Raw genomic sequence first — 22,235 nt, 5'->3', positions numbered from 1 at the left:
AACGGCTGGTGGCGGAACGGTTACTTGCTGGTGGCGGTGCGCTGGGTTCCGGTGAAGCTGAAGCCGACGGTGCTGGACAGGCCCTGGAAGGTGTTGTCCGCGGAGGCCGGCAGCGTGACGGTGACGCGGAGGTTGTCAGCGGCGGCCGAGGTCACGGAGTTCAGGCCGGCCAGCGCCATGTTGGCACCCACGGCGGCGCGGGGTGCGAGGACCTGGGTGACCGTGCCGGAGCAGGTGTAGGTGAAGGCCGGGGAGGTGCCGGCTTCGGTCCACGGTACGGAGCAGGCATCGACGGTCAGCTGGAGGCCGTTCACGGTGTCCGTGTCCAGCTTCGACGACGGCGACGCTGCCGTGGTCAGGGTGATGGCCGAGAGGTTCTGGTTGCCCGTGTTGGAAAGGGTCACGGCGCGCTGGACGGTGTCGCCGGCCACCAGGCCGCTGGCCGCGACGCTCAGGCGGTTCGCTGCGCCGGTGGCGCCGAGGGCCACGTTCACGGTGCCGGAGGCCACCGTCTCGCTGGCGCTGGTGGTGGAGGTGAAGGCACCGTAGGTACCCAGGCCTGCAACGGATGCTGCGGCGGCAACCAGTGCGGTGGAAGCGAGGACCTTGCCGGTGGTGGACTTGAGGTTGAGACCCATGATGGTGATCCGTTCGTGATGGCCGGCCGGTGCGGCCTGCGGACTGTTTGCCAGCCCCATCGGCTGACAACAACAACTTTGCCGCCGCAGTTTCAAGGCCAACCGGGCACCACCGACAAGAAAAGTTCAAGACTTCTTCAACTTCCCGATAGTCCCTCAGGTTGTCCTCAACTGGGGCTGCCACGCGCCGTTCTCGCTGCTCAGGTCCGTTGACGCCCCCTCTATCCGGGCCGCAAAGGCGAATTTGCGCGTCAATAACCAGCTTTCCTTCGCAAAACTGCTAATCATGCTTAGTATTGTGGAGCGCGGGCTGCCCGCTGGGGGCAGAGCACCCGCGCTGCACCGGAGGTTTTTCAAGCATGGACAACCAGATGCGTCCCCTCACTGACGACGAACTGCTGCAGGAGCAGGCCACCGCACTGCCGGACAAGGAAGTGGCATCGGTCCTGGATCTGAATGCCGACCTGGATCTGGGCATCAACGCCGCCGCACCCATCGACCTGGCCGTCGCCGCCAACGCCAACGTGGCCGCACCCATCGACGCCGCAGCCTCCGCCAACATCCTCTCCTACGGTTCGGACGCGCAGGCACTGTCCACCCAGGACGCCGCCATTGACCAGGGCATCACCGCTGACGCCAACGCCGAATCCCAGCAGGACAGCGTGATCGGGCAGGGCGACGGCGCAACGGACACCGCCGCCGGCACGGGCACCACCGACGCCGGCACCACGGACGGAGCCGCAGATGCCGTCTCCGCACTGCCCGGCACCGATGCCGTCACCGACCCCGTGACCGATGCAGCCGGTGCCCTCAACGGCAACCTGCTGAACGTGGACGTGAACCTGGACGCCGACGCCGCCATCGCCGCCCCCATCAACGGTGCCGTGGCAGCGAACGCCAACGTGGCTGCACCCATCGACGCCGCTGTGGCCGCGAACATCGGCTCCATCGACAGCCAGGCGTACGCCATCTCGGACCAGAGCGCCACCATCTCGCAGCACATCGACGGCGCCGCCGACGCGACCGCCGGCCAGACGTCCGACTTGCAGCAGTAAGCAAACATGACCCAGACCCACGGCGGCCCGCCTCCCGAGGCGGGCCGGCCGTCGTCGCGCGTTACCGTTGCCCAGGAACCGCCGGGCCAGACAACGACGGCGGGGGCCCACCTTCCCGCCCGTGCTGACGGCGTCCAGCTTCTGGGCACCGCGGAGGGGTCCGGCTACCGCGAACCGCCCGCCCTGGTGCGCCGCGCCGACGGCCAGACCCTGCAGCTGACCAGGCTCCTGTACCTGGTGCTGGAGGCCGCCGACGGGACGCAGGACCTCGAGGGTATTGCCCGGCACGTCAGCGAAGGCTCCGGGCGGCTGGTCAGCGCGGACAACGTGCGGACCCTGATGGACTCGCAGCTGCTGCCCATGGGCGTGCTCCGGCTCGCGGACGGCAGCCAGCCGGAGGTCCGGAAGTCCAACCCGCTGCTGGGCCTGCGGTTCCGCTACATCGTGTCCGATCCCGAGCGCACGCGCAGGATCACCGCCCCGTTCGCCGTGCTGTTCAACCCGCTGCTGGTGGTGGCCGTGACGGCTGCGTTCCTGGCCGCGTGCTGGTGGGTGCTCATGGTCAAGGGGCTCGGCTCGGCCACGCATGAGGCGTTCGAACAGCCCGCCCTCCTGCTGCTGATCCTCGCCGTCACCATTCTGTCCGCGGGATTCCACGAGTTCGGCCATGCCGCCGCCACCCGCAAGGGCGGTGCAACGCCGGGGGCGATGGGCGCCGGGCTGTACCTGCTGTGGCCGGCGTTCTTCACCGACGTCACCGATTCCTACCGGCTGGGCCGCGGCGGCAGGATCCGCACGGACCTGGGCGGGCTGTACTTTAACGCCATCGTTGCCGTGGCCATCATGGGCCTCTGGTGGGCCACCGGCTTCGACGCGCTGCTGCTGGTGGTGGTCACGCAGATCCTGCAGATGGTCCGCCAGCTGATCCCGCTGGTGAAGTACGACGGCTACCACATCCTGGCCGACGCCACCGGCGTCCCGGACCTCTTCCAGCGCATCAAACCCACCCTCCTGGGGATCCTGCCCTGGCGGTGGGGGAACCCCGAAAGCAAGGTGCTCAAGCCGTGGGCTCGGGCTGTGGTCACCATATGGGTGCTGGTGACCGTCCCCGTGCTGCTGTTCAGCATGGTGATGATGGTGCTGTCCCTGCCCAGGCTGCTGGCCACGGGCTGGGCGAGTGTGGGCAAGCAGCAGGAGATGCTGCTGGCCTCGCTTGCCGGCGGGGACGTTCTGGGCGCAGCCGTGCGGGGAGTGGCCATTGTCATTGTGGCCATCCCGGTACTGGGACTGCTGTACATCGTGGTGCGGCTGCTGCGTCAGCTGGTCACCGGTTTGTGGAAGAAGACCCGCGGCAAGGCGCTGCAGCGCACCGCGGCCATGACCGCCGTCGCGGTTTTGCTGGGCGGCCTCGCCTGGGCATGGTGGCCCGACGGCGGGACGTACCGTCCGGTGCAGGCGTACGAACGCGGGACGCTGGGTGACGCCACGCGCGCCATCCTGCCCGTCCGTGAGCGCGGGGAACTGCGGCAGGGCGGCACCGGGCAGACGGTGGCGCTGTGGCCGGCCGGTGCCACGAAGCCCATGCGGGACAACCCGCAGCTGAGCATGGTGCTGGTGCCGGTGGGTGCTGGTGCTGGTGCTGGCGGTGTTGCTGGCGTAACCCCTGCTTCCGGACCGGCCGCTGCGCCGTCCTGGGTGTTCCCGTTCGACCGGCCCGCGGCCCCGGAAGCCGACGGGAACCAGGCGCTCGCCGTCAACACCACGGACGGTTCCGTTGCCTACAGCGTGGCGTTCGCGCTGGTGTGGGCGGAGGACGGAGCCCCCGTCACCACTGCCAACGAGGCCTACGCGTTCGCCAACTGCTCGGGCTGTGCGGCGGTGGCCGTGGGGTTCCAGGTGGTCCTGGTGGTGGGGCAGACGGATGTGATCGTGCCGGAGAACCTGTCGGCGGCGGCCAACTACAACTGCCTGGACTGCCTCACGTACGCCCTGGCCAGCCAGCTGGTCCTGACACTCGACGGGCCGCTGGACGGGGACAGCAAGCAGCAGCTTGAGGCGCTCTGGGCGCAGATTGCCGAGTACGGCCGGAACATCCGCGACGTCCCGCTCTCCGAAATCCAGGCCACCCTCAACGGGTTCAAGGAGCAGATCACGGCCATTGTGAAGGGCTCTCCGGCCGCGGACGGCACGTCTGTGGCCACCACTCCACCGACGGCCGGGCCCAGTGGGGGACCCCCTTCTGTCCCGACGTCTTCTTCTGCCCCGGACGAGCGGCCCACAGCTCCGGCTGGTGCACCTGCCGAAACGGTCGCCCCCGGCCCGGCCACGACTCCCGTACCCACCGCCCCGGCCAGCCAGCCTGCGGGTGGTGGCCAGCCGACGTCGTCCGTGGACCCCGCGACACCGGCACCCACTGAAGGTTCGGGCACGGGGGAGACGGTAGCCCCGGCGCCGACGACAGGCGCCGGCTGACCCTGCGCAGGAGCTTGTCTACCGGGTGTCCACGTCCTCGAACACCAGGAACGTCTGGGTGTCCAGCACCCCGGGCATGGACTGCAGCTGGTCGAAGATGACCCGGCGAAGGTCGATGTTGTCCACCGCGCGGACCAGCAGGATGACATCGAAGTCGCCGCCCACCAGGGCAATGTGGTGCACCTCGGGGATGGCGCCGAGCTGGTCGCGCAGTTCCCGCCAGGAGTCCTGCTTGAGCTTGAGCGTCACGTACGCGGAGGACTTCAGCCCGGCCTTGATGGGATCCACCACGGCCGTGAACCGGGACAGCACGCCGTCCGAGGTGAGCCGGTTGATGCGGGTGTACGCATGCGCCCGGGAGATGTGGACGTTCTCCGCCACCTGCGTCACGGACATCCGGCCGTCCCGGGTGAGCTCCGCGATGATGCTCCTGTCGATGTCGTCCAGCTCCACCGGTTCCGCCCGGCCATCCCTCGCCGCCATTTCGTCCACAACCCCCGCCGTAAGCCAGCTCACATTTACAAATCGTCTTCCAGTCTAGGCATCTGAAAACAACTTCTCCACGATTCCTGCAGCTGCTGGATACGAAACCGGCCACAGGTCAATACTTGGAAGGAATAGTGGCAATAGAAGGACGGACCAATGACGATCTCCGCGAACCACACGGCCCCGGATACCGCCGGCGCCGCCCCGGCACGGACGCAGCCGGACAACGCCCTCACCGAGGCGGTCAAGAAGTTCGGCATCACTGCCGAGGACTACATGCTGCCCGCCCGGCACCAGATCCAGATGGTGGACCCGGAAGGCCGGCTCAAGGGCAAGGGTGAGCAGGGCGCCGAACCCGGCCACGAATACCCCGTGCCCGGCGATAAGGAACTGCTGGCAGCGTACGAAAAGCTCGTCGTCGGCCGCCGCGTCAACGACCAGAACTCCGCCCTGGTCCGGCAGGGCCGCATGGCCGTCTACCCGTCCAGCCACGGCCAGGAGGCGTGCCAGGTGGCCGCCGCACTGTGCCTCTCGGACAGCGACTGGATGTTCCCCACTTACCGCGACGCCGTGGCCGTGATGACCCGCGGCGTGGACCCCGTCCAGGTGATGACCATTTTCCGCGGCGACTGGCACGGGGGCTACGATCCGCTCCAGTACAAGGTGGGCATCCAGTCCACCCCGCTGACCACCCAGCTGCTGCACGCCGTCGGCGTCGCTCACGCCGCCAAGCTCCGCGGCGAGGACACCGTGGTGCTGGCCATGTGCGGCGACGGCGCCACCAGCGAAGGCGACTTCCACGAGGCCCTCAACTTCGCCGCCGTCTTCCACCTGCCCGTCATCTTCTTCGTCCAGAACAACAAGTACGCCATCTCGGTGCCACTGGCGCACCAGTCCGTGGCGCCGTCCCTCGCGCACAAGGCCGTGGGCTACGGCATGGCCGGCGAACGCGTGGACGGCAATGACGTGGTGGCGCTCCTCGCCGTCCTGGACCGCGCCGTCGCCCTGTGCCGCGACGGCTCCGGCCCGCTGCTGGTGGAAGCCAACACCTACCGCATGCAGGCCCACACCAACGCCGACGACGACACCCGCTACCGGGAAAGCGCCGAGGTTGCCGAGTGGCGGGCCAAGGATCCCGTGAACCGGATGCGGACCTATCTCACGGATCAGGGGATTTTGGACGACGACGGCGAGGCCCGGATCCGCGCGAAGGCTGAGGCGGTTGCCGCGCAGCTGCGCGAAGGCCTCAGCGAGGACGTGCCCGTGGACCCCCAGGAACTCTTCCGCCACGTCTTCGCCCAGCAGACCCCGCAGCTGAAGGAACAGTCCGCTTTTTTGGCTGATGAACTGGCGCGCGACGCAGCATCAACAACTGATTCGAAGGAGGCCGGCAAGTGAGCCCCACCGTCACCACCTCGTCCGAGGCCAACGGCAACGTTTCCGCCGCCACCGCCCGGGCTGCCGCCTCCGCCGCGGCAACCGCCGAGGCGTCCGGCCCGCAGCCGGTCACTATGGCCAAGGCCCTGAACACCGCCCTGGCCGATGCCATGCACGCCGACTCCTCCGTGCTCATGTTCGGCGAGGACGTAGGGCTCCTGGGCGGCGTCTTCCGCATCACCGACGGCCTCACCGCCACGTTCGGGGAGCAGCGCTGCTTCGATACCCCGCTGGCGGAATCCGGCATTGTGGGCATGGCCGTGGGCATGGCGATCAACGGGATGCGGCCGGTGATCGAGATGCAGTTCGACGCCTTCGCTTACCCGGCGTTCGAGCAGATTGTCAGCCACGTGGCGAAGATGCATAACCGCACCCGCGGCACCGTGAAGCTGCCCCTGGTGATTCGCATCCCGTACGGCGGCGGCATCGGGGGAGTGGAGCACCACTGCGATTCCTCCGAGGCCTACTACGCCCACACCGCCGGCCTGAAGGTGTACACCCCGGCCACCGTGGCCGACGGCTACCGGATGCTCCGCGAAGCCATCGACTCGGACGATCCCGTCGTCTTCATGGAACCCAAGAAGATGTACTGGACCAAGGATTCGGTGGACCTTTCGGAACTCCGGCGCCTTCATGAGGAAGGCACGACGGCGGGACAAGGCTCCGAGGGGAGGGCCGCCGTCGCGCGTCCCGGCACCGACGCGACGCTGATCGCGTACGGCCCGTCCGTGCCCACCGCTCTTGCAGCGGCCGAAGCCGCTGCGCTGGAGGGGCGCTCGCTGGAGGTGATCGACGTGCGGACCATCGTGCCGTTCGACGATGCGACTGTTTGCGAGTCGGTGCGGAAGACCGGCCGGGCCGTGGTCATCGCAGAGGCCCATGGGTTCGCGTCCGTGTCCTCCGAGATCGTGGCCCGCGTGCAGGAGCGCTGCTTCCACCACCTGGCAGCCCCCATCCGCCGCGTGACCGGGTTCGACGTGCCGTACCCGGCGCCGAAACTTGAGAAGTATTACCTGCCCGGCGTGGACCGTATCCTCGACGCCGTTGACGACCTGCAGTGGGAGGACTGATTTATATGAGCGAGACGCGTGTGTTCCTGCTGCCGGACCTGGGCGAAGGGCTGACCGAGGCCGAACTGGTGTCCTGGCATGTTGCCGTGGGCGATTCGATTGAGGTGGACCAGCCCATCGCAGAGGTGGAGACGGCCAAGTCCGCCGTTGAGGTGCCGTCCCCCTATGCCGGGATCGTGGCCGAGCTGCACGGGAAGCCGGGGGAGACCCTGGACGTGGGGAAGCCGCTGATCTCGGTGACGCCGGTGGGTTCTGGTGCTGGTGCTGCTCCGGTGGCCGCCGCGGATGGTGCCGCCCCCGCCGAGCCTGTGCAGCCCGTCGTCGTACCCGCTGAAACTGAGCTCGACGGGCCAAAGCCAGCCAACGCTGAGGCCGAGGCGTACCGCGAGGAGGAAAAGGCCGGGTCCGGCAACGTCCTGATCGGGTACGGAACCCCCGGCGGGCACGCTGCTGCCAAGCGGACGCGGCTGCCGAAAGCTTCCCTTTCCGTTCTTGAGCCGGCCGAAACCCGGGCTGCGGACAAGGCCGCTGACGATCTCACCCTCCTGCGCACCCGCGTACCGGGCAAGCTGGGGGCTGTCATTTCCCCACTGGTCCGGCGGATGGCACGCGAGCACGGCGTGGACCTGGGGGAGCTGCACGGATCGGGGGAGAGTGGCCTGATTATGCGCCGTGACGTGGAAAAGGCCATCAGTGCTCCGGTGGTTGAACCTAGCGAAACCAAGCCTGCCGAACCCAAGCCTGCGGCAACTTCGCCGCGCCCAACGGTTGAGCGGGCAGGGAGCGCAACCCAGGGCCGTGACGCCCGCACGGGTCTCACCATCTCCACCCGTACGCCGGTGCGGGGAGTCCGCAAGGTTGTGGCCGCCACCATGTCCCGCAGCCGCGCCGAAATCCCGGAAGCCACGGTGTGGGTGGACGTTGATGCCACCGGGCTGATGGAGCTCCGGAAAGGCATGAAGGCCGGCGGGGCCGCGGTTCCGGGTCTGCTGGCGTTCATCGCGCGTTTTGTCACAGCCGGGCTAAAAAAGTACCCGGAACTGAACACGCGGATTGAGTCTGCTGACGACGGGTCGCAGGAGATCGTCGGGTTCGACGGCGTCAATCTGGGCATCGCCGCGCAGACCGATCGGGGGCTGGTCGTACCGTCGGTGCGCTCGGCGGAGAAGCTGAGTGCCCGGGAACTGGACGCGGAGATCCGCCGGCTGACCGACGTCGCACGCGAAGGCAAGGCGACCCCCACGGAGCTGGGCAGCGGCACCTTCACGCTGAACAACTACGGTGTGTTCGGCGTGGACGGTTCGGCGGCGATCATCAACCACCCCGAGGTGGCGATCCTGGGCGTGGGCCGGATCATTGACAAGCCGTGGGTGGTCAACGGCGAGCTTACGGTCCGTAAGGTCACCGAGCTGACGCTGACCTTCGACCACCGCGTCTGTGATGGCGGCACGGCAGCAGGCTTCCTCCGCTTCGTCGCGGACGCCATCGAAAACCCCACCACCCTCCTCGCCGACATCTAACAACCCCACCCCCAACCCGACGCGCGCTCACTCGTGGCGGTGTTTTTCCAAACGCGCGCTCAGTTGTGGTGGTCTTCCCGTACACGCATACCCGCCGGCGACCCGCACCTGCGATGGCGCTACCCCTATCGGGTAGCGCCATCGCTTTTGCGCATCGAAATCCAGATGAACTTTTTTGTGCCGACCCCTTTACGCCTCCGTGCCCTTCGTTTTAGAGTCATTTTTGTCATAGTCCGGATGGGCGCCGGGGGCGTCCGGGAAGGGGGAGTGCATCACCGCTGACCACAACCGAAAGACATTTGACCACTACGTTGAAGGCCCCTCCTAGGAGGGGCCTTCCCCTTTGCCCAAGGACCACAGTTAGCCCCTAAGAACCTCATGTGGCGCCCGAATCCCGGGAACTTAGTCCAGCAGCTACGGGGTTGGGCGGACGGCGGTATCGGCACTGTAGGACGTGATCCTTGAAGCGGTGCCGCTGTCGAGTACCTTTGAGCGGACGGTGGAAGCGTCCAGGACGACGTTCTGCGCCTCGACGTTGCTCACCACATGATTCGTGGCCACCACGTTGCTGTCGCCCCCGGCGATGAGGACCATGGTGGGCCGGGCGCCTGCCGGCACAATCCTGTCCGGGGCAACGTCGTAAGCGATGAGGTTGTTGGAGAACAGGTTGTTGTCTCCCGCAATGTGGACCACGCCGTACAGATCGTCCAGGCCGTTGGATTTTCCAAGGAACGGCGGGAAGCCTTCCATGCCCCGGCGGAAGTGGTTGCCGGTGATCAGGTTTTCCTTGCAGTTGTTGACGAGTCGCAATATCCCCGGGAAGAAGCCCTGGAACCTGTTCGAAGTCACCGAGCATCTGTTGCAGCCGCTCATCTCCACCAGGCTCCTGCCCCGGGGGAACATGTTGTTGCCGGTGACCAAGAGGCCCTCGTGGTTCTCCGCCAGGAGGGTGACCCCGTCCGGTCCGGCCCCCATGAGGTTGCTGCTGACGATGGTGGCCTGTCCCGCGCCGGTGAGTTCAACACAGTTGCCGCACTCGGCGATCATGTTGTCGTGAACACGCAGGGCGTCGGCGCCGCGGACTATCAGTGCGTGTTCGAGATAGACAAAACCCATCCCAGTGATGTGGAAGGAATCGTTGTCCGATGCAACTTCGATGCCGGTCCTCCCGTTGCGGTAGCTGTTGCCGTCCGGCGGGAACTCCACGCCGTCAAGGCAGAAGTCGCGGAAGACAACCCCCGACAGTCGGGGGCTTCCGTCCCGCCGCACCAGGAAGGCCTGCGGAGCTGTTGACGCCGTGAGGACACGGATGTGGCTGCCGCCGGGCTGCAGGTCCAACCAGCCGGACGTGTCCACATTGTCCTTGATGCTGCGGGAGAAGAAGCCGTGGCCGAAGCCGGCAATGGTCAGGTAGCTGATGTCCACCACCACCTGGGTCCGCAGGTCGTAGTCGCCCGGAGGGATGGTGATGACGGCCCCTGGCCTGGTGTCCGCGGTGGCCTGTCGCTTTTTGATGTCCGCGATGATGTCGTTAATCACCGCACCGATATCCACCTGCGCAGTTACTGCGGGCCGGCCTTTGATTTTCCAGGAACTGACATCGTAGATGTTCGCTTCCTGTGCTTTGTCCGCGGCCTGCGCCGGTCCTGAGGTGCCCAGAGTCAACGCCCCGGCAAGGGTGGCAACAGCGCCGGCCCCTAACAGCCTGCGCCTGCCCGGGTCAGTGGTTTCCGCACTCTTGTTGGTCACTCGTGTCTCCTCAATGCGCCGTTGGATGGGTGGGTGTCCGGCCGCTGGCACGGAATATGCCAAAACGATTTGTGGCTACGGACGTACCGAGGCTAAGAGGGCGGAGTTGCCGCTGTCAACGCCAAAATTCCGCCCGGTTTTTGGCACTGAGGTGACTCTTGACACTCCAGCGCAGCCAGGCCTACAGTGAATGCCAAGTCGTTTTGGCAAAACGATTTTGCACCCCAGATCATTCTCACCACTTCCGTTCGAGAGAAAGTGAGTCGACAGAGATGTCCACTCGTACATTCATCAGCAGGATCGCCGTTGGCGGCATCTGCACCGCCGTCGCACTGGCAGCCTCCGCGTGCGGCGCAGGGGGCCCGGCGAACACATCGGGAAGCGCCGGCACCAACACCGTCAACGTCCTGGTGGAAGCCGGCGGCCACGCCGAACTGACAGGCGTCGCCGAGCAGTGCAAGGCCGAAACCGGCGTCACCGCCAACTTCGTCGAGCTGCCCTACGACGGCATGTTCAACAGGCTCTCCAGCGAATTCTCCTCCGGCAACGTCTCCTTCGACGTCGCAGCCCTGGACTCGGTCTGGCTGCCCAGCTTCAAGGACGCCGTCCAGCCCATCGACGAGCTCTTCACCGATGAGGCCAAGAAGGACATCTTCCCGGCCCTGGTCAAGGAAGCCAACGTGGACGGCCACTTCATCGGCATGCCGGCCTGGACCAACGCCGAGATCATCCTGTACCGCAAGGACCTGTTCGAGGACGCCAAGAACAAGGCGGACTTCCAGGCCAAGTACGGCTACGAACTCGCCGCCCCCACCACGTGGAAGCAGTACCAGGACATCTCCGAGTTCTTCACCAAGGACGGCATGTACGGCACGGACGTCAAGGGCGCCGTGGAAACCGAATGGCTGGCCCACGTCCTGCAGGCCGGCTCACCCATGGTCCTGGACGGGGACAAGGTTGTCATCGACAACGCCGCCCACAAGGAAGCACTGGACTTCTACGTGAGCCTGGCCAAGGACGCCCCGTCCGGCGCAGCCCAGGTGGACTGGGCCGCGGCGCAGAACCTGTTCAACCAAGGCAAGACGGCCATGACCCGCTTCTGGGCCCACGCCTACCGCCAGATCCCCAAGGACGCCGCAGTGGCCGGCAAGGTGGGCGCCGCCCCCATGATCGCCGGGTCCGCCGGCGTCGGCGGGGTTCCCGGCCCATGGTACCTCACCGTGCCGAAGGCCACCAAGAACGCCGAGGCCGCCAAGAAGTTCGTCAAGTGCGCCTATGACTACAACAGCAAGGGGATCGAATCCAGCCTGGGCCTGGCCGCCCGCATCTCCGCTTTCGAGAAGTACCAGGACCAGCCCGGCTACGAAAGCTTCAAGCCGCTGATCGAAACCCTCAACGGCAAGGCCACCGCCACCCGCCCCGCCACCGAAAAATGGCAGCAGATTGTGGACACCGTCCTGATCCCCATGCTGCAGAAAGCCGTGGCCGGCGGTGACTCCGCCACCCTCCTCGCCGATGCCAAGAAGCAGATCGAGGACCTCCTCAAGTAAGACCACCGCGGCCGGCACCTGAACAAGAACCGGTGCCGGCCGCGGCCCCAACCAGCGGAAGAGAAACCCGTGCGCATCTCCGATCGCCGCTTCGCCCTGTTTTTGATGGCGCCCGCGGCGCTGTTCCTGGCAATATTCGTAGCCTTTCCCCTGTTCCGCCTGGTGGCGGACAGCTTCTACAAAATCTCCCCGATCGCCGGCGGCCCCCGCGACTTCGTGGGCCTGGACAACTACGTCCGCGCCTTCGCCTCCGAGGCCTTCACCGGCGCCGGCTGGCGGACCCTGGCCTACACCCTGGTGGTGGTCACCCTCGAGTTCGCCCTCGGCCTGGGCATGGCACTGCTGTTCACCATGCTGGGCAAGAGCTCCCAGATCTGGCGGACCGTGTTCATGTACCCGCTGATGATCGCCCCCATCGTGGCCGGCCTGCTGTGGAAGTTCCTGATGATCGACAACTTCGGCCTCATCGGAACCCTCCTGCACCAGGCAGGCATCCTGTCCGACCCCAACCAGATTGGCTGGCTTTCGGACCCCAACATAGTGCTCTTCTCGGTGGCGATCCCGGACATCTGGCTCACCACCTCGTTCATGTGCCTGGTGCTGTTCGCCGGGTTGCAGAACATCCCCGGTGACCTCATCGAAGCCGCCCGGCTGGACGGTGCACGCGCCCCGGACCTGCTGTTCCGGATCATCCTGCCGCTGCTGCGCCCCGTCATCGCCGTGGCCCTTGTGGTCCGCGGCATCGACGCGGCCCGCGCCTTCGACACCATCCTCATCCAAACCAACGGCGGCCCGCAGTCCGCCTCGGAAACCATGAGCCTGCTGATTTACCGCACCATGATCCGCTTCGGCGATCCGGGACTGGCCAGCGCCATGGGCACCATCTACCTGCTGGCGATGCTCGCCGTCGCGTTCTTCGCGGTGGCCACCATCTGGCGGCCAGGAAAGGACAACTGATGCGCGTCGCCGAACGAATGAAGCACGACGCCGGCACCCCGGCCAAGGCGGCTGGGGCACCTTCCGCAGCTCCCGCCGTCGTCCGTCCCCGCAAGCGCCGCGGCGTCAACCGCGAAGGCCTGGAAGCGGGCCGGCGCAGCACCCGGACCCTGCTGTGGGTCCTGCTCGCCGCAGCCATGGTCCTCTACGGGTTCCCGTTCCTGTACCTGACCTGCTGTTCACGTCCTTCAAGACGCCCATCGACACCATCGCGGTGCCGCCCACCATCCTCCCCCGGGAATGGACGCTGGAGAACTACACCAACGCGCTGGGCCGCAGCGGAGTCCTGGCCTCCTTCATCAACAGCGTCCAGACTGCCACCATCAGCACCGTCCTGTCGCTGGTCCTGGCCGTCCCGGCGGCCTATGGCATCACCCGGTACAAGACCCTCAGCGGCAGGATCTTCATCATGGCCGCCCTGGTGACCCGCATGGTTCCACCGGTGGCCATCGGCATTCCGCTGGCCTCCATGATGGGGACCCTTGGCCTGTCCGATACCCCCATCGCACTGTCCATCGCCCACACCACCATCTCGTTGCCACTGTCCATCTGGCTGATGTCCAGCTTCTTCGAAGCGGTGCCGCAGGACCTTGAGGAAGCGGCCACCGTGGACGGCTGCAGCAGGCTCGGCGCCCTGTGGCGGGTGGTGATCCCGGTGGTGTCCGGCGGCATCGCGGTCACGGCGATCTTCGCTTTCCTGGCCTCCTGGAATGAGTTCCTCTTCGCACTCCTGATGACGGCCATCCGGTCCCAGACAACGCCAGTGGTCATCGCCAACTTCCAGACCCAGTTCGGCCTCGACTGGGGCTCCATGACCGCACTGGCGGCCGTCTACTCCATCCCGGTCATCCTCCTCACGCTGCTCCTGCAGCGCAAGATCGTGGCCGGCATGACGCTCGGCGCCGTCAAGGGCTAACCACCAACCAACCAGAAGGACGCGGGAACACATGAGTAACAGGAACATCGGGATCAAGGACGTGGCGGTGGCCGCCGGCGTCTCCGTGACCACTGTCTCCCACGTCCTTAACGACGTCTCCTATGCCCGGGTCAGCCCCGGAACCAAGGACAGGGTCAGGTCCGCTGCCGAGCAACTGGGCTACGGTCCCAACCGCCTGGCCCGGGCACTGCGTACCCAGCGAACGGGCATGCTGGGGTTGGTGAGCGAGGACATCGCCACCACGCCCCACGCCGGCCGCATCATCCTGGGCGCTGACGAGGCCGCCAAGGCCCGCGGCTACAACCTCATGATCATCAACACCTCAGCGGCGGCCAGCCTGGAGTCCCGGGAGGCCGACGTCGAAGCCCTCCTGGAGCGCCGGGTGGACGGCATCCTCTACGCCACCATGTACCACCGCAACGTGGAGCTGCCGGCCAACCTTGGCAGCGTGCCCTCCGTGCTGGTGGACTCGGTGGCGGCCGGCGGCGACATCACCGCCGTCATCCCGGACGAAGAGGGTGGCGCACGCGCTGCCGTGGCCGCGCTCCTCGAAGCTGGGCACACCCGGGTTGGCTTCATCAACAACACGGACGATGTCCCCGCAACCCACCAGCGGCTCCGCGCCTTCCGGGCCACCCTGGCAGATGCAGGGCTCGACGGCGGTGCGGCGCCCGTCGAGTCGGCGGTCTCCGAGGTGCAGGGCGGCTACGAGGCTGCCCTCCGGATCCTGGCGCGGGAGGACCGCGCCGACGTGCCCACGGCGCTGTTCTGCTACAACGACCGCATGGCGATCGGTGCCTACCGCGCCGCCGCCGAACTGGGTCTCAGGATCCCGGAGGACCTGTCCGTGGCCGGCTTCGACAACCAGGAACTCATTGCCGCGAACATCCACCCGGGACTGACCACCGTGGCCCTGCCGCACTACGAGATGGGCGCCTGGGCCACCGAGCACCTGATTGACGCCGTTGAGGGCAAGACCGACCTGTCCCTCATGGCACTCCACCCGACCATCCTGGGCTGCCCCCTGGTCCGCCGCGACTCCATCGCTGCGCCGCGGTCCTAGCAGCCAACCTTCCACGTCCCCAGAGGAACGCCCTACATGTCCAGCAGCGTTGATGCCGCACTTCCGGAAACAGCCCCCGCCACCACCGGCTGGAGGCCTGCCCTTCATTACACGGCACGGGACACCTGGCTGAACGATCCCAACGGCCTGGTGTACTTCGGCGGCCAGTACCACCTCTTCTACCAGAACAACCCGTTCGGCAACGTCTGGGGCAACATGTCCTGGGGCCACGCCACCTCCCGCGACCTGCTGCACTGGACCGAACACCCCGTGGCCATCGCCTGCGACCAGCGCGAAGACATCTTCTCGGGGAGCGTTGTGGTGGACCACGGCAACACTTCCGGTTTCGGCACGGCCGGCTCACCCGCTTTGGTGGCCGTCTATACCAGCGCCTTTAAGGCAGGATCCGAACACGCCGGCACGCAGGCCCAGTCCCTGGCCTTCAGCACGGACGGCGGCATGACCTGGAACAAATACGCGGGGAACCCTGTCCTCACCCGGAACTCCGCGCACTTCCGCGACCCTAAAGTCTTCCGCTACGAGGGGGACACCGGCACCTATTGGGTAATGGCAGCCGTCGAAGCGCAGCACCAGACAGTGGTCCTCTACCGCTCGGAGGACCTCAAAGCCTGGGATTACCTGAGCGATTTCGGCCCCGCGAATGCCGACGCCGGCGAATGGGAATGCCCCGACCTCTTTCCCTTGGCCGTGGACGACGACCCGGAGAACACCAAATGGGTGCTGATCGTCAACGTCAACCCTGGAGCCGTTGCGGGTGGCTCCGGCGGCCAGTACTTCGTAGGACATTTCGACGGCGTCCGTTTCGTTCCGGACGCCGCCTCGCTTGCTGCGCCGGCCGGAGTCAGCGCCCTGGACGATGCGGCCCCGGCGGCACTCCGGCGCTGCCTCTGGCTGGACTGGGGGAGGGACTGCTACGCCTCAGTGTCCTTCAGTAACGCCCCGGACGGCCGGCGCATCATCATCGGATGGATGAACAACTGGGACTACGCCAACCAGCTGCCCACCGCCCCCTGGCGCTCCTCGATGACCCTGGCCCGCGAACTGCGGCTCACCGCGGAGGGCGACTCCGCCCGGCTGGTCCAGCAACCGGTGCTGGACGGCAGCAGCGGCCATCCTGGAGCCAACAACATCCTGCGCTCCGGCCCCTTTGAACTGGAGGGCACTGCCTTCCGGTTGCCGGACGCGGTATCAGACAGTGCCCAGGTCATCGAGGCGGACATACTCCCCGGAAACGCCGAACAGGTGTCCTTCCACCTGCTCGAAAGCGAGGACGGATGCGCAGGGACCGTCCTCACCTACACCCCACGCAGCGCGGAGCTCACCCTGGACCGCCGGCAGTCAGGCAACACCGGCTTCCACGCAAAGTTCCCGTCCGCCGAAGCAGCCCCGCTCATCCTGGCCGATGGCGTGCTCAAGCTGCGCATCGTCGTCGACCATTGTTCGGTGGAGGTGTTCGCCCAGGACGGCACCGTGGTCCTCACCGACCTCGTTTTTCCCCTTCCCGGTCAGCCGGGAAACCGGCTGACGGCCACGGGCGGCCCGGCCAGTGTCCGCTCGCTGACCGTCACGGCGCTCCGCTAAACGCACCCACCCACCGGCACACAGGAAAGGCCCACCATGCCAACAGACCAGCACCCCGGCGATCACCCCACGGAGCCCTTCGACGTGGTTGTTGTCGGCGAAGCCCTCGTGGACATCGTCGTCTCGCCCCGGGGCACCGCAGAGCACCCCGGCGGATCGCCCGCGAACGTTGCCTACGGGCTCGGAAGGCTCGGCGTCAGTACCGGCCTGATGACCTCGATCGGCGACGACCACTATGCCGCTGCCATCGAAAAGCACCTCCACAGCGCAGGTGTCCGGCTCCTGCCAGGGTCCCGGGGGACAGGCGTAACGGCCACGGCAACCGCGGTCCTGGCCTCCGACGGTTCAGCGCAGTATGACTTCGACATCCGCTGGGAGCTGCCCCGGATTGCCCCGTCAGCCCTCCCGAAGATCCTGCACACCGGCTCCATAGCAACCTTCCTGGCCCCCGGCGCATCCGTGGTGCGGGAGCTCCTGGAACAATCGCACCGGCGCTGTATGGTCACCTACGATCCCAATATCCGCCCTGCGCTGCTCGGCAGCCAGGCCGCGGCGACAACGTTGTTTGAGGATCTCCTGCCGTTCACGGACGTGGTCAAGCTCAGCGACGAGGACGCGCACTGGCTCTACCCGAGGCTCACGGTGGACCAGATCTCCCAACGCATCCTTGGATCTGGGCCGGCCCTGGTTGCCGTCACCCGGGGTGGAGACGGCTCCCTGCTTACTACCCGGGATGCGCAGGTTGCTGTCCCCTCCGTCAGATCCGCGGTGGCAGACACCATTGGCGCCGGCGACTCGTACATGTCCGCCCTGATCTACGGTCTCCTCATGCGCGGGGCGGACGGGCTGGCGCCGTCCGTGCTGGAAGCGCTGGGCCGGTTGGCAGCCAAAGCAGCCGCCATCACCGTCCGCCGCCCCGGCGCCCACCCGCCCACGCTGGACGAGCTGGGGGCCGATCTCCTGGAGCATGAACCGGCGGCGACGTAGGCTGCGGCAACCGCTTCTAACCGCAGGCGCTCCGGTGCAGGCTGAACACCACAACATCAAGGAAGAACCAATGCCAAGCAACAACCGCTACGACGTGACGGAATGGCCGGTGGGCAATCCGGCCAAGGACATCGGCGAAGTCATTAACAGCATCATTGCCGACGTCAGAAGCCGGCAAACCGCCACCGACGTGGACCACGGGGGGAAGCCCGGCGCGGTGATCTACATTCCGCCGGGGGACTACCACCTCCGCACCCAGGTGCTGATCGACATCAGCTTCCTGCGGATCGAAGGTTCTGGCCACGGCTTCACGTCATCGAGCATCCGCTTCAACGTTCCGGAAGAGGAATGGCCGGACCTGCACGAGCTGTGGCCCGGCGGGAGCCGCGTGATCGTGGACCTTCCCGCCGGCGACGGCGCGGAGGAGAGCGCGGGCGCGGCCTTCCTTGTCGAGCGGAGCGGCAGCCCGCGGATCAGTTCGGTGGAGTTCTCCAACTTCTGCATCGACGGCCTGCACTTCACCGCGGACGGCTCCGGCCGGTACCCGGAGAACACCTACGTCAACGGCAAGACCGGAATCCATGTGGCCAGCGCCAACGATTCCTTCCGCATCACCGACATGGGGTTCGTCTACCTCGAGAACGCACTCACTATCCGCAACGCCGATGCGCTGTCCATCCATCACAACTTCATTGCCGAGTGCGGCAGCTGCATCGAGCTGCGCGGCTGGGGGCAGGCCTCAAAGATCACTGACAACCTGGTGGGGGCCGGCCCCCGCGGGCACTCCATCTACGCCGAAAACCACGGCGGACTCCTGGTCGCCGCGAACAACGTCTTCCCACGTGGTGCCAGCAGCGTCCACTTCAAGGGGGTCACACGGTCCAGCGTCACCAACAACCGCCTCCACGCGTTTTATCCCGGGATGGTGCTGCTGGAGGAGAACAGCTCAGAAAACCTCGTGGCCACCAACCACTTCCTCCGCGACCACGAGCCCTGGACGCCGTTCTTCGGAGTGGACAACGGGCTCGATGACCTCACCGGGCTTCTGAGCATCAGCGGCAACAACAACTCGGTGATCGGCAACCACTTCTCCGAGGTTATTGACTCGCACGAAATCCGCCCGGCGGGTGCCACACCGGTGATCATCCGGCTCAGGCAAGGCGCCGGCAATTTCGTCTCCACCAACCATGTGGTGGCGATGGATGTGGATTCCGCGTCGAGTGATTCCTGCTTTGAGGCGCAGGTGGACGCACTGCTGGCAACCGGGGCCTCGGATCTCGCCGTGACGGCCGTCCTGGTGGACCCGGGCTCAACCCGGAACACCATCCTGGATTCCGGAAGCGACATCCAGGTGGTGGCGGACAGGGCAGCCAACGCGATCAGGGCCACACCCACGGTAGGTTTCTAGGAGACACATGCCCGGAGGCGCGGGCGGCACCAGACCATGAGGGCGTGGGAGACGGATGGGCAACAAGAACGTTGGGATCAAGGACGTGGCGCAGGCCGCCGGGGTGTCCGTGACCACTGTCTCCCATGTCCTCAACGACGTCGCCTACGCCCGGGTCAAGCCCGAAACCAAGGCAAAGGTCAGGGCTGCAGCCGAGCAGCTCGGCTACGAACCCAACCGGTTGGCCCAGGCGCTGCGGACCCAGCGGACCGGCATGCTGGGGCTGCTGAGCGAGGACATCGCCACCACCCCGCACGCGGGGCGGATCATTTTGGGCGCTGACGAGGCTGCCAAGGCCCGCGGCTACAACCTGATGATCCTCAATACGTCAGCCGCAGCCAGCCTGGAATCGCGGCAGGCCGACGTCGAGGCCCTGCTTGAACGGCGGGTGGACGGCATCCTGTATGCCACGATGTACCACCGCACGGTCCACCTGCCGCCGAACCTCGGTAGTGTTCCGTCGGTCCTGGTGGACTCCGTTTCCATGGACGGAAACATCACTGCGGTCATTCCGGACGAGGAAAGCGGCGCCAGGGCTGCGGTGTCCGCGTTATTGGACGCCGGGCATACCCACATCGGTTTCCTGAACAACACGGACGACGTCCCCGCCACCCGCCTCCGCTTGAAGGGCTTCCGGGACACCCTGAATGAGGCAGGGCTCGACGGCGGTGCGGCGCCGGTGGAGTCAGCTCCGTCCGAGGTGCAGGGCGGTTACGAGGCGGCACGCCGGATACTGGGGCGCGGCGGCAGCGGTGAAGTGCCTACGGCATTGTTCTGCTACAACGACCGGATGGCCATGGGCGCCTATCGTGCCGCGGCCGAGCTGGGCTTCGCCATTCCGGCGGACCTGTCCATCGTGGGATTCGATGACCAGCAGCTCATCGCCGCCAATCTCCACCCGGCCCTCACCACCGTGGCGCTGCCGCACTATGAAATGGGGGCCTGGGCCGTGGAGCAGCTCATTGATGCCATCGAGGGCAAAACTGAGCTGGCCCTGATGGCGGCTGCCCCCACCGTAATGGACTGCCCGCTCGTGCGGCGCGATTCCGTTGCACCTCCCCGGAGCACGGCCCGTGGGTGAAACCTGTCGGCGGGTGCGATGGTTCCGATTCGCTCAACCGCCGGGGCGTGGTTCAACAGGCTCGGCCAAGGAGCCATGGGTACAATCGACCACTACACGAACGAACACTGCTTTGCCGGAGGTACGGAGAAACAATGTCGGAATGGCTTGAGGTCGGCGCGGACAACTACGTGCTGGTCACCGAGGGATCGCTGCTGAACACCGGACTGATCGTCGGGACCGAGCGGGCCATGGTGATCGACACCGGCTGCGGCCCCCGCCAGGGCAAGGAAATCCTGGACGCGGTGCGGGAGAAGACCCAGCTGCCCCTCGTCGTCGTCAACACCCACGCGCACTACGACCACTTCTTCGGCAACGCGGTGTTCGCCGAAGCGGGCGTCACCGAATTCTGGGGCCACGAGAACTGTGCCTCCGAGATCGACCAGCGCGGTGACCTGCAGCGGCGCTTCGTCGGCACGCTTGAACCGGAGATGTCCACCGGCGAGGGCGAGAACGTGGAGCTCGTGGTACCCAACGCCATCGTCCGCGACCAGCCCGTCCTGGTGGACCTGGGCGGCGTGACCGCAACACTGTTCTACCTGGGCCGCGGCCACACGGACGGCGACCTGCTGGTGGGCACCCCCACCACCCTGTACGTGGGCGACCTCGTGGAGCAGGGCGCCCACCCCTCCTTCGAGGACTCCTTCCCCGAGGAGTGGGCGGACGCACTCCGGCACATCTCCGCCCTGCGTCACCGCTACGAGTACCTGATCCCCGGGCACGGGAAGCCGTGCAGCGACGGGTTCGTCAAGACCATGGCCAACACACTGACCACCGCCGTCCGCCAGGCCCGCCAGTCCATCCGCGACACCCCGGACGACGCCACCAAGGCCATCCCCGTGCTGCCCTACGGCCCGGAACAGTCGCGCTGGTTCATCAAGCGCCTGCAGGAAACCCACCGGGAAGGCTAGCGAGCCGGCCCCTGCGGACGCGAGAAGCCCCGCGGGGTATATCACTTTCCGCGGGGCTGCTCTGCCGCATCCGTACCCAGCGGAAGGTTCCCCTAACGGGCCGTCACGTGGGGGTTTCGGCAGGCCCAACAACCGGCATGCCGGGGTGGGGGCGTACCGGAAACATGCAGGGTCCTCCCAGCTCCATCACCCTAGGATGGAGCCCATGAAAGCCGCCCGAGACGCCCAGTCCGTTGCCGTGGTGGTCAACGCCGGTGCACGCCTCGGGGCTGCGGCTGCCGACCAGGCGGTGGACATGCTGCGGAACGCGGGCCTGCCCGTCACCGCCGTGCACCGCATCCTGTCCGGCACGGACCTGGCCGGAACCCTTGACCGCGTGATGGCCGAAAACCACGACCTGGTGGTGGTGGGCGGCGGCGACGGCACCGTCTCCTTCGCTGCCGGCCGGCTCGCCGGGACCGGCACAGTGCTGGGCGTACTTCCGCTGGGAACAGCCAACGACCTCGCCCGCACCCTAGAGATTCCCAACGCTTTGCCCGCCGCCTGCGCCGCACTCGCCGACGGAAAAGTGGTGGACATCGACCTGGGCCGGGTCAACGGCCAGCCCTTCCTCAACGTCGCCTCCGTGGGCCTCTCGGTGGGCGTCACCGAAACCCTCAGCCCCCGCCTGAAACGCCGCCTCGGCCCGCTCGCCTACGCCGTCGCCGCCGTCCGCGCCTACGCCCGGCACCAGCCGTTCCGGGCCCGCCTCGAATTCCCCGAGGGAGACCACCAGGCCATCGAGCTCGAAAACCTGCTGCAGGTGGCCGTGGGCAACGGCAAGCACTACGGGGGCGGGAACGCCGTCTCACCCACCGCCGGCATCGACGACCACACCCTCGATATCTACGCCATTCCCGGCGCACGGCTGCGCGAACACGTGCGGATCGCCCGGCTGCTCAAGGACGGCAGCTTCGTGGAGCGCAGCGACGTGCACCACGCGACCACCCAGCGCGTCCGGCTGGTCACCAATCCGCCCATGCCGGTCAACCTCGACGGCGAGATCGCCACCGTCACGCCCGCCGACTTCACCATCGAGCGCAACGCCGTCCACGTCATCGTTCCGCAGGGCAGCACGGCGGCGGTCCTGGACGGATAGCCCGCCCGGCGCGGACTTCTTGAGGCGGCCGGCGTCAAAAGGAAACGTACGACGGCG

Annotated in this window: 17 protein-coding genes and 1 pseudogene; 15 read left to right on the top strand and 3 right to left on the bottom strand. The window is 66.8% G+C overall.

The annotated features are described in order from the left end of the window. Positions 1-20: 20 nt before the first annotated feature. Entirely contained in the window at positions 21-698 is a 678-nt protein-coding gene (locus tag ACP3TD_RS15695; protein WP_426763915.1) for a TasA family protein, read from the bottom strand. Between the two features lie 299 nt (positions 699-997). On the opposite strand from ACP3TD_RS15695, the gene ACP3TD_RS15690 reads away from it, so the two are divergent. Beyond that, complete coding sequence (locus ACP3TD_RS15690; RefSeq protein WP_426763914.1) at positions 998-1,693, top strand: peptidoglycan-binding protein; 696 nt, start codon at positions 998-1,000, stop codon at positions 1,691-1,693. 6 nt (positions 1,694-1,699) lie between these two features. Then, positions 1,700-4,165: a hypothetical protein gene (locus ACP3TD_RS15685; protein WP_426763913.1), complete on the top strand. Its 2,466-nt coding sequence runs from the start codon at positions 1,700-1,702 to the stop codon at positions 4,163-4,165. An 18-nt stretch (positions 4,166-4,183) separates the two neighbouring features. Here ACP3TD_RS15685 and ACP3TD_RS15680 read toward each other — a convergent pair whose 3' ends face one another. Further along, entirely contained in the window at positions 4,184-4,648 is a 465-nt protein-coding gene (locus tag ACP3TD_RS15680; protein ID WP_426767266.1) for an Lrp/AsnC family transcriptional regulator, read from the bottom strand. A 159-nt stretch (positions 4,649-4,807) separates the two neighbouring features. Between ACP3TD_RS15680 and pdhA the strand changes: the two genes are divergently transcribed. Genes pdhA through ACP3TD_RS15665 form a run of 3 tightly spaced genes read left to right on the top strand, consistent with a single transcriptional unit; the run spans position 4,808 to position 8,678 of the window. After that, entirely contained in the window at positions 4,808-6,049 is a 1,242-nt protein-coding gene (gene pdhA / locus ACP3TD_RS15675) for a pyruvate dehydrogenase (acetyl-transferring) E1 component subunit alpha (protein WP_426763912.1), read from the top strand. Continuing rightward, complete coding sequence (locus ACP3TD_RS15670) at positions 6,046-7,158, top strand: alpha-ketoacid dehydrogenase subunit beta (RefSeq protein WP_426763911.1); 1,113 nt, start codon at positions 6,046-6,048, stop codon at positions 7,156-7,158. The genes pdhA and ACP3TD_RS15670 overlap by 4 nt, the downstream gene beginning before the upstream one ends. A 5-nt stretch (positions 7,159-7,163) precedes the next feature. Then, the gene (locus ACP3TD_RS15665; RefSeq protein WP_426763910.1) at positions 7,164-8,678 is read left to right on the top strand and encodes a dihydrolipoamide acetyltransferase family protein; all 1,515 of its coding nucleotides are present in this window, start codon (positions 7,164-7,166) and stop codon (positions 8,676-8,678) included. 414 nt (positions 8,679-9,092) lie between these two features. Here ACP3TD_RS15665 and ACP3TD_RS15660 read toward each other — a convergent pair whose 3' ends face one another. After that, positions 9,093-10,427 carry a NosD domain-containing protein gene (locus ACP3TD_RS15660; protein WP_426763909.1) on the bottom strand — a complete coding sequence of 445 codons (1,335 nt, stop codon included), beginning with the start codon at positions 10,425-10,427 and terminating at the stop codon, positions 9,093-9,095. A 272-nt stretch (positions 10,428-10,699) separates the two neighbouring features. On the opposite strand from ACP3TD_RS15660, the gene ACP3TD_RS15655 reads away from it, so the two are divergent. The 10 genes and pseudogenes from ACP3TD_RS15655 to ACP3TD_RS15610 all read left to right on the top strand — a co-directional run bounded on the left by ACP3TD_RS15655 (position 10,700) and on the right by ACP3TD_RS15610 (position 22,178). Further along, entirely contained in the window at positions 10,700-11,977 is a 1,278-nt protein-coding gene (locus tag ACP3TD_RS15655) for an ABC transporter substrate-binding protein (protein WP_426763908.1), read from the top strand. Between the two features lie 69 nt (positions 11,978-12,046). Then, a complete protein-coding gene (locus ACP3TD_RS15650) occupies positions 12,047-12,934 on the top strand; it encodes a carbohydrate ABC transporter permease (protein ID WP_045729421.1) in 888 nt (295 codons plus the stop codon). Further along, positions 12,934-13,889: pseudogene (locus ACP3TD_RS15645) on the top strand (carbohydrate ABC transporter permease). Before ACP3TD_RS15650 ends, ACP3TD_RS15645 begins: the two are co-directional and overlap by 1 nt. Before the next feature lie 31 nt (positions 13,890-13,920). Further along, the gene (locus tag ACP3TD_RS15640; RefSeq protein WP_426763907.1) at positions 13,921-14,973 is read left to right on the top strand and encodes a LacI family DNA-binding transcriptional regulator; all 1,053 of its coding nucleotides are present in this window, start codon (positions 13,921-13,923) and stop codon (positions 14,971-14,973) included. A gap of 36 nt (positions 14,974-15,009) precedes the next feature. Continuing rightward, the gene (locus ACP3TD_RS15635) at positions 15,010-16,575 is read left to right on the top strand and encodes a glycoside hydrolase family 32 protein (RefSeq protein ID WP_426763906.1); all 1,566 of its coding nucleotides are present in this window, start codon (positions 15,010-15,012) and stop codon (positions 16,573-16,575) included. A gap of 36 nt (positions 16,576-16,611) precedes the next feature. Then, positions 16,612-17,562 (top strand): carbohydrate kinase family protein, encoded by a 951-nt coding sequence (locus ACP3TD_RS15630; RefSeq protein WP_426763905.1) that lies wholly within the window; start codon positions 16,612-16,614, stop codon positions 17,560-17,562. Between the two features lie 70 nt (positions 17,563-17,632). Beyond that, positions 17,633-18,970 carry a NosD domain-containing protein gene (locus ACP3TD_RS15625; protein WP_426763904.1) on the top strand — a complete coding sequence of 446 codons (1,338 nt, stop codon included), beginning with the start codon at positions 17,633-17,635 and terminating at the stop codon, positions 18,968-18,970. Positions 18,971-19,025: 55 nt separating this feature from the next. Continuing rightward, positions 19,026-20,090: a LacI family DNA-binding transcriptional regulator gene (locus ACP3TD_RS15620; protein WP_426763903.1), complete on the top strand. Its 1,065-nt coding sequence runs from the start codon at positions 19,026-19,028 to the stop codon at positions 20,088-20,090. Positions 20,091-20,224: 134 nt separating this feature from the next. Next, a complete protein-coding gene (locus ACP3TD_RS15615; protein ID WP_426763902.1) occupies positions 20,225-21,040 on the top strand; it encodes an MBL fold metallo-hydrolase in 816 nt (271 codons plus the stop codon). 205 nt (positions 21,041-21,245) lie between these two features. After that, positions 21,246-22,178 carry a lipid kinase gene (locus ACP3TD_RS15610; protein WP_426763901.1) on the top strand — a complete coding sequence of 311 codons (933 nt, stop codon included), beginning with the start codon at positions 21,246-21,248 and terminating at the stop codon, positions 22,176-22,178. Positions 22,179-22,235: the final 57 nt, after the last annotated feature.

Source organism: Pseudarthrobacter sp. 1G09 (assembly GCF_050038305.1).
Taxonomy (GTDB): Bacteria; Actinomycetota; Actinomycetes; order Actinomycetales; family Micrococcaceae; genus Arthrobacter; species Arthrobacter equi.
This window is presented reverse-complemented; position numbering and strand designations above follow the sequence as displayed.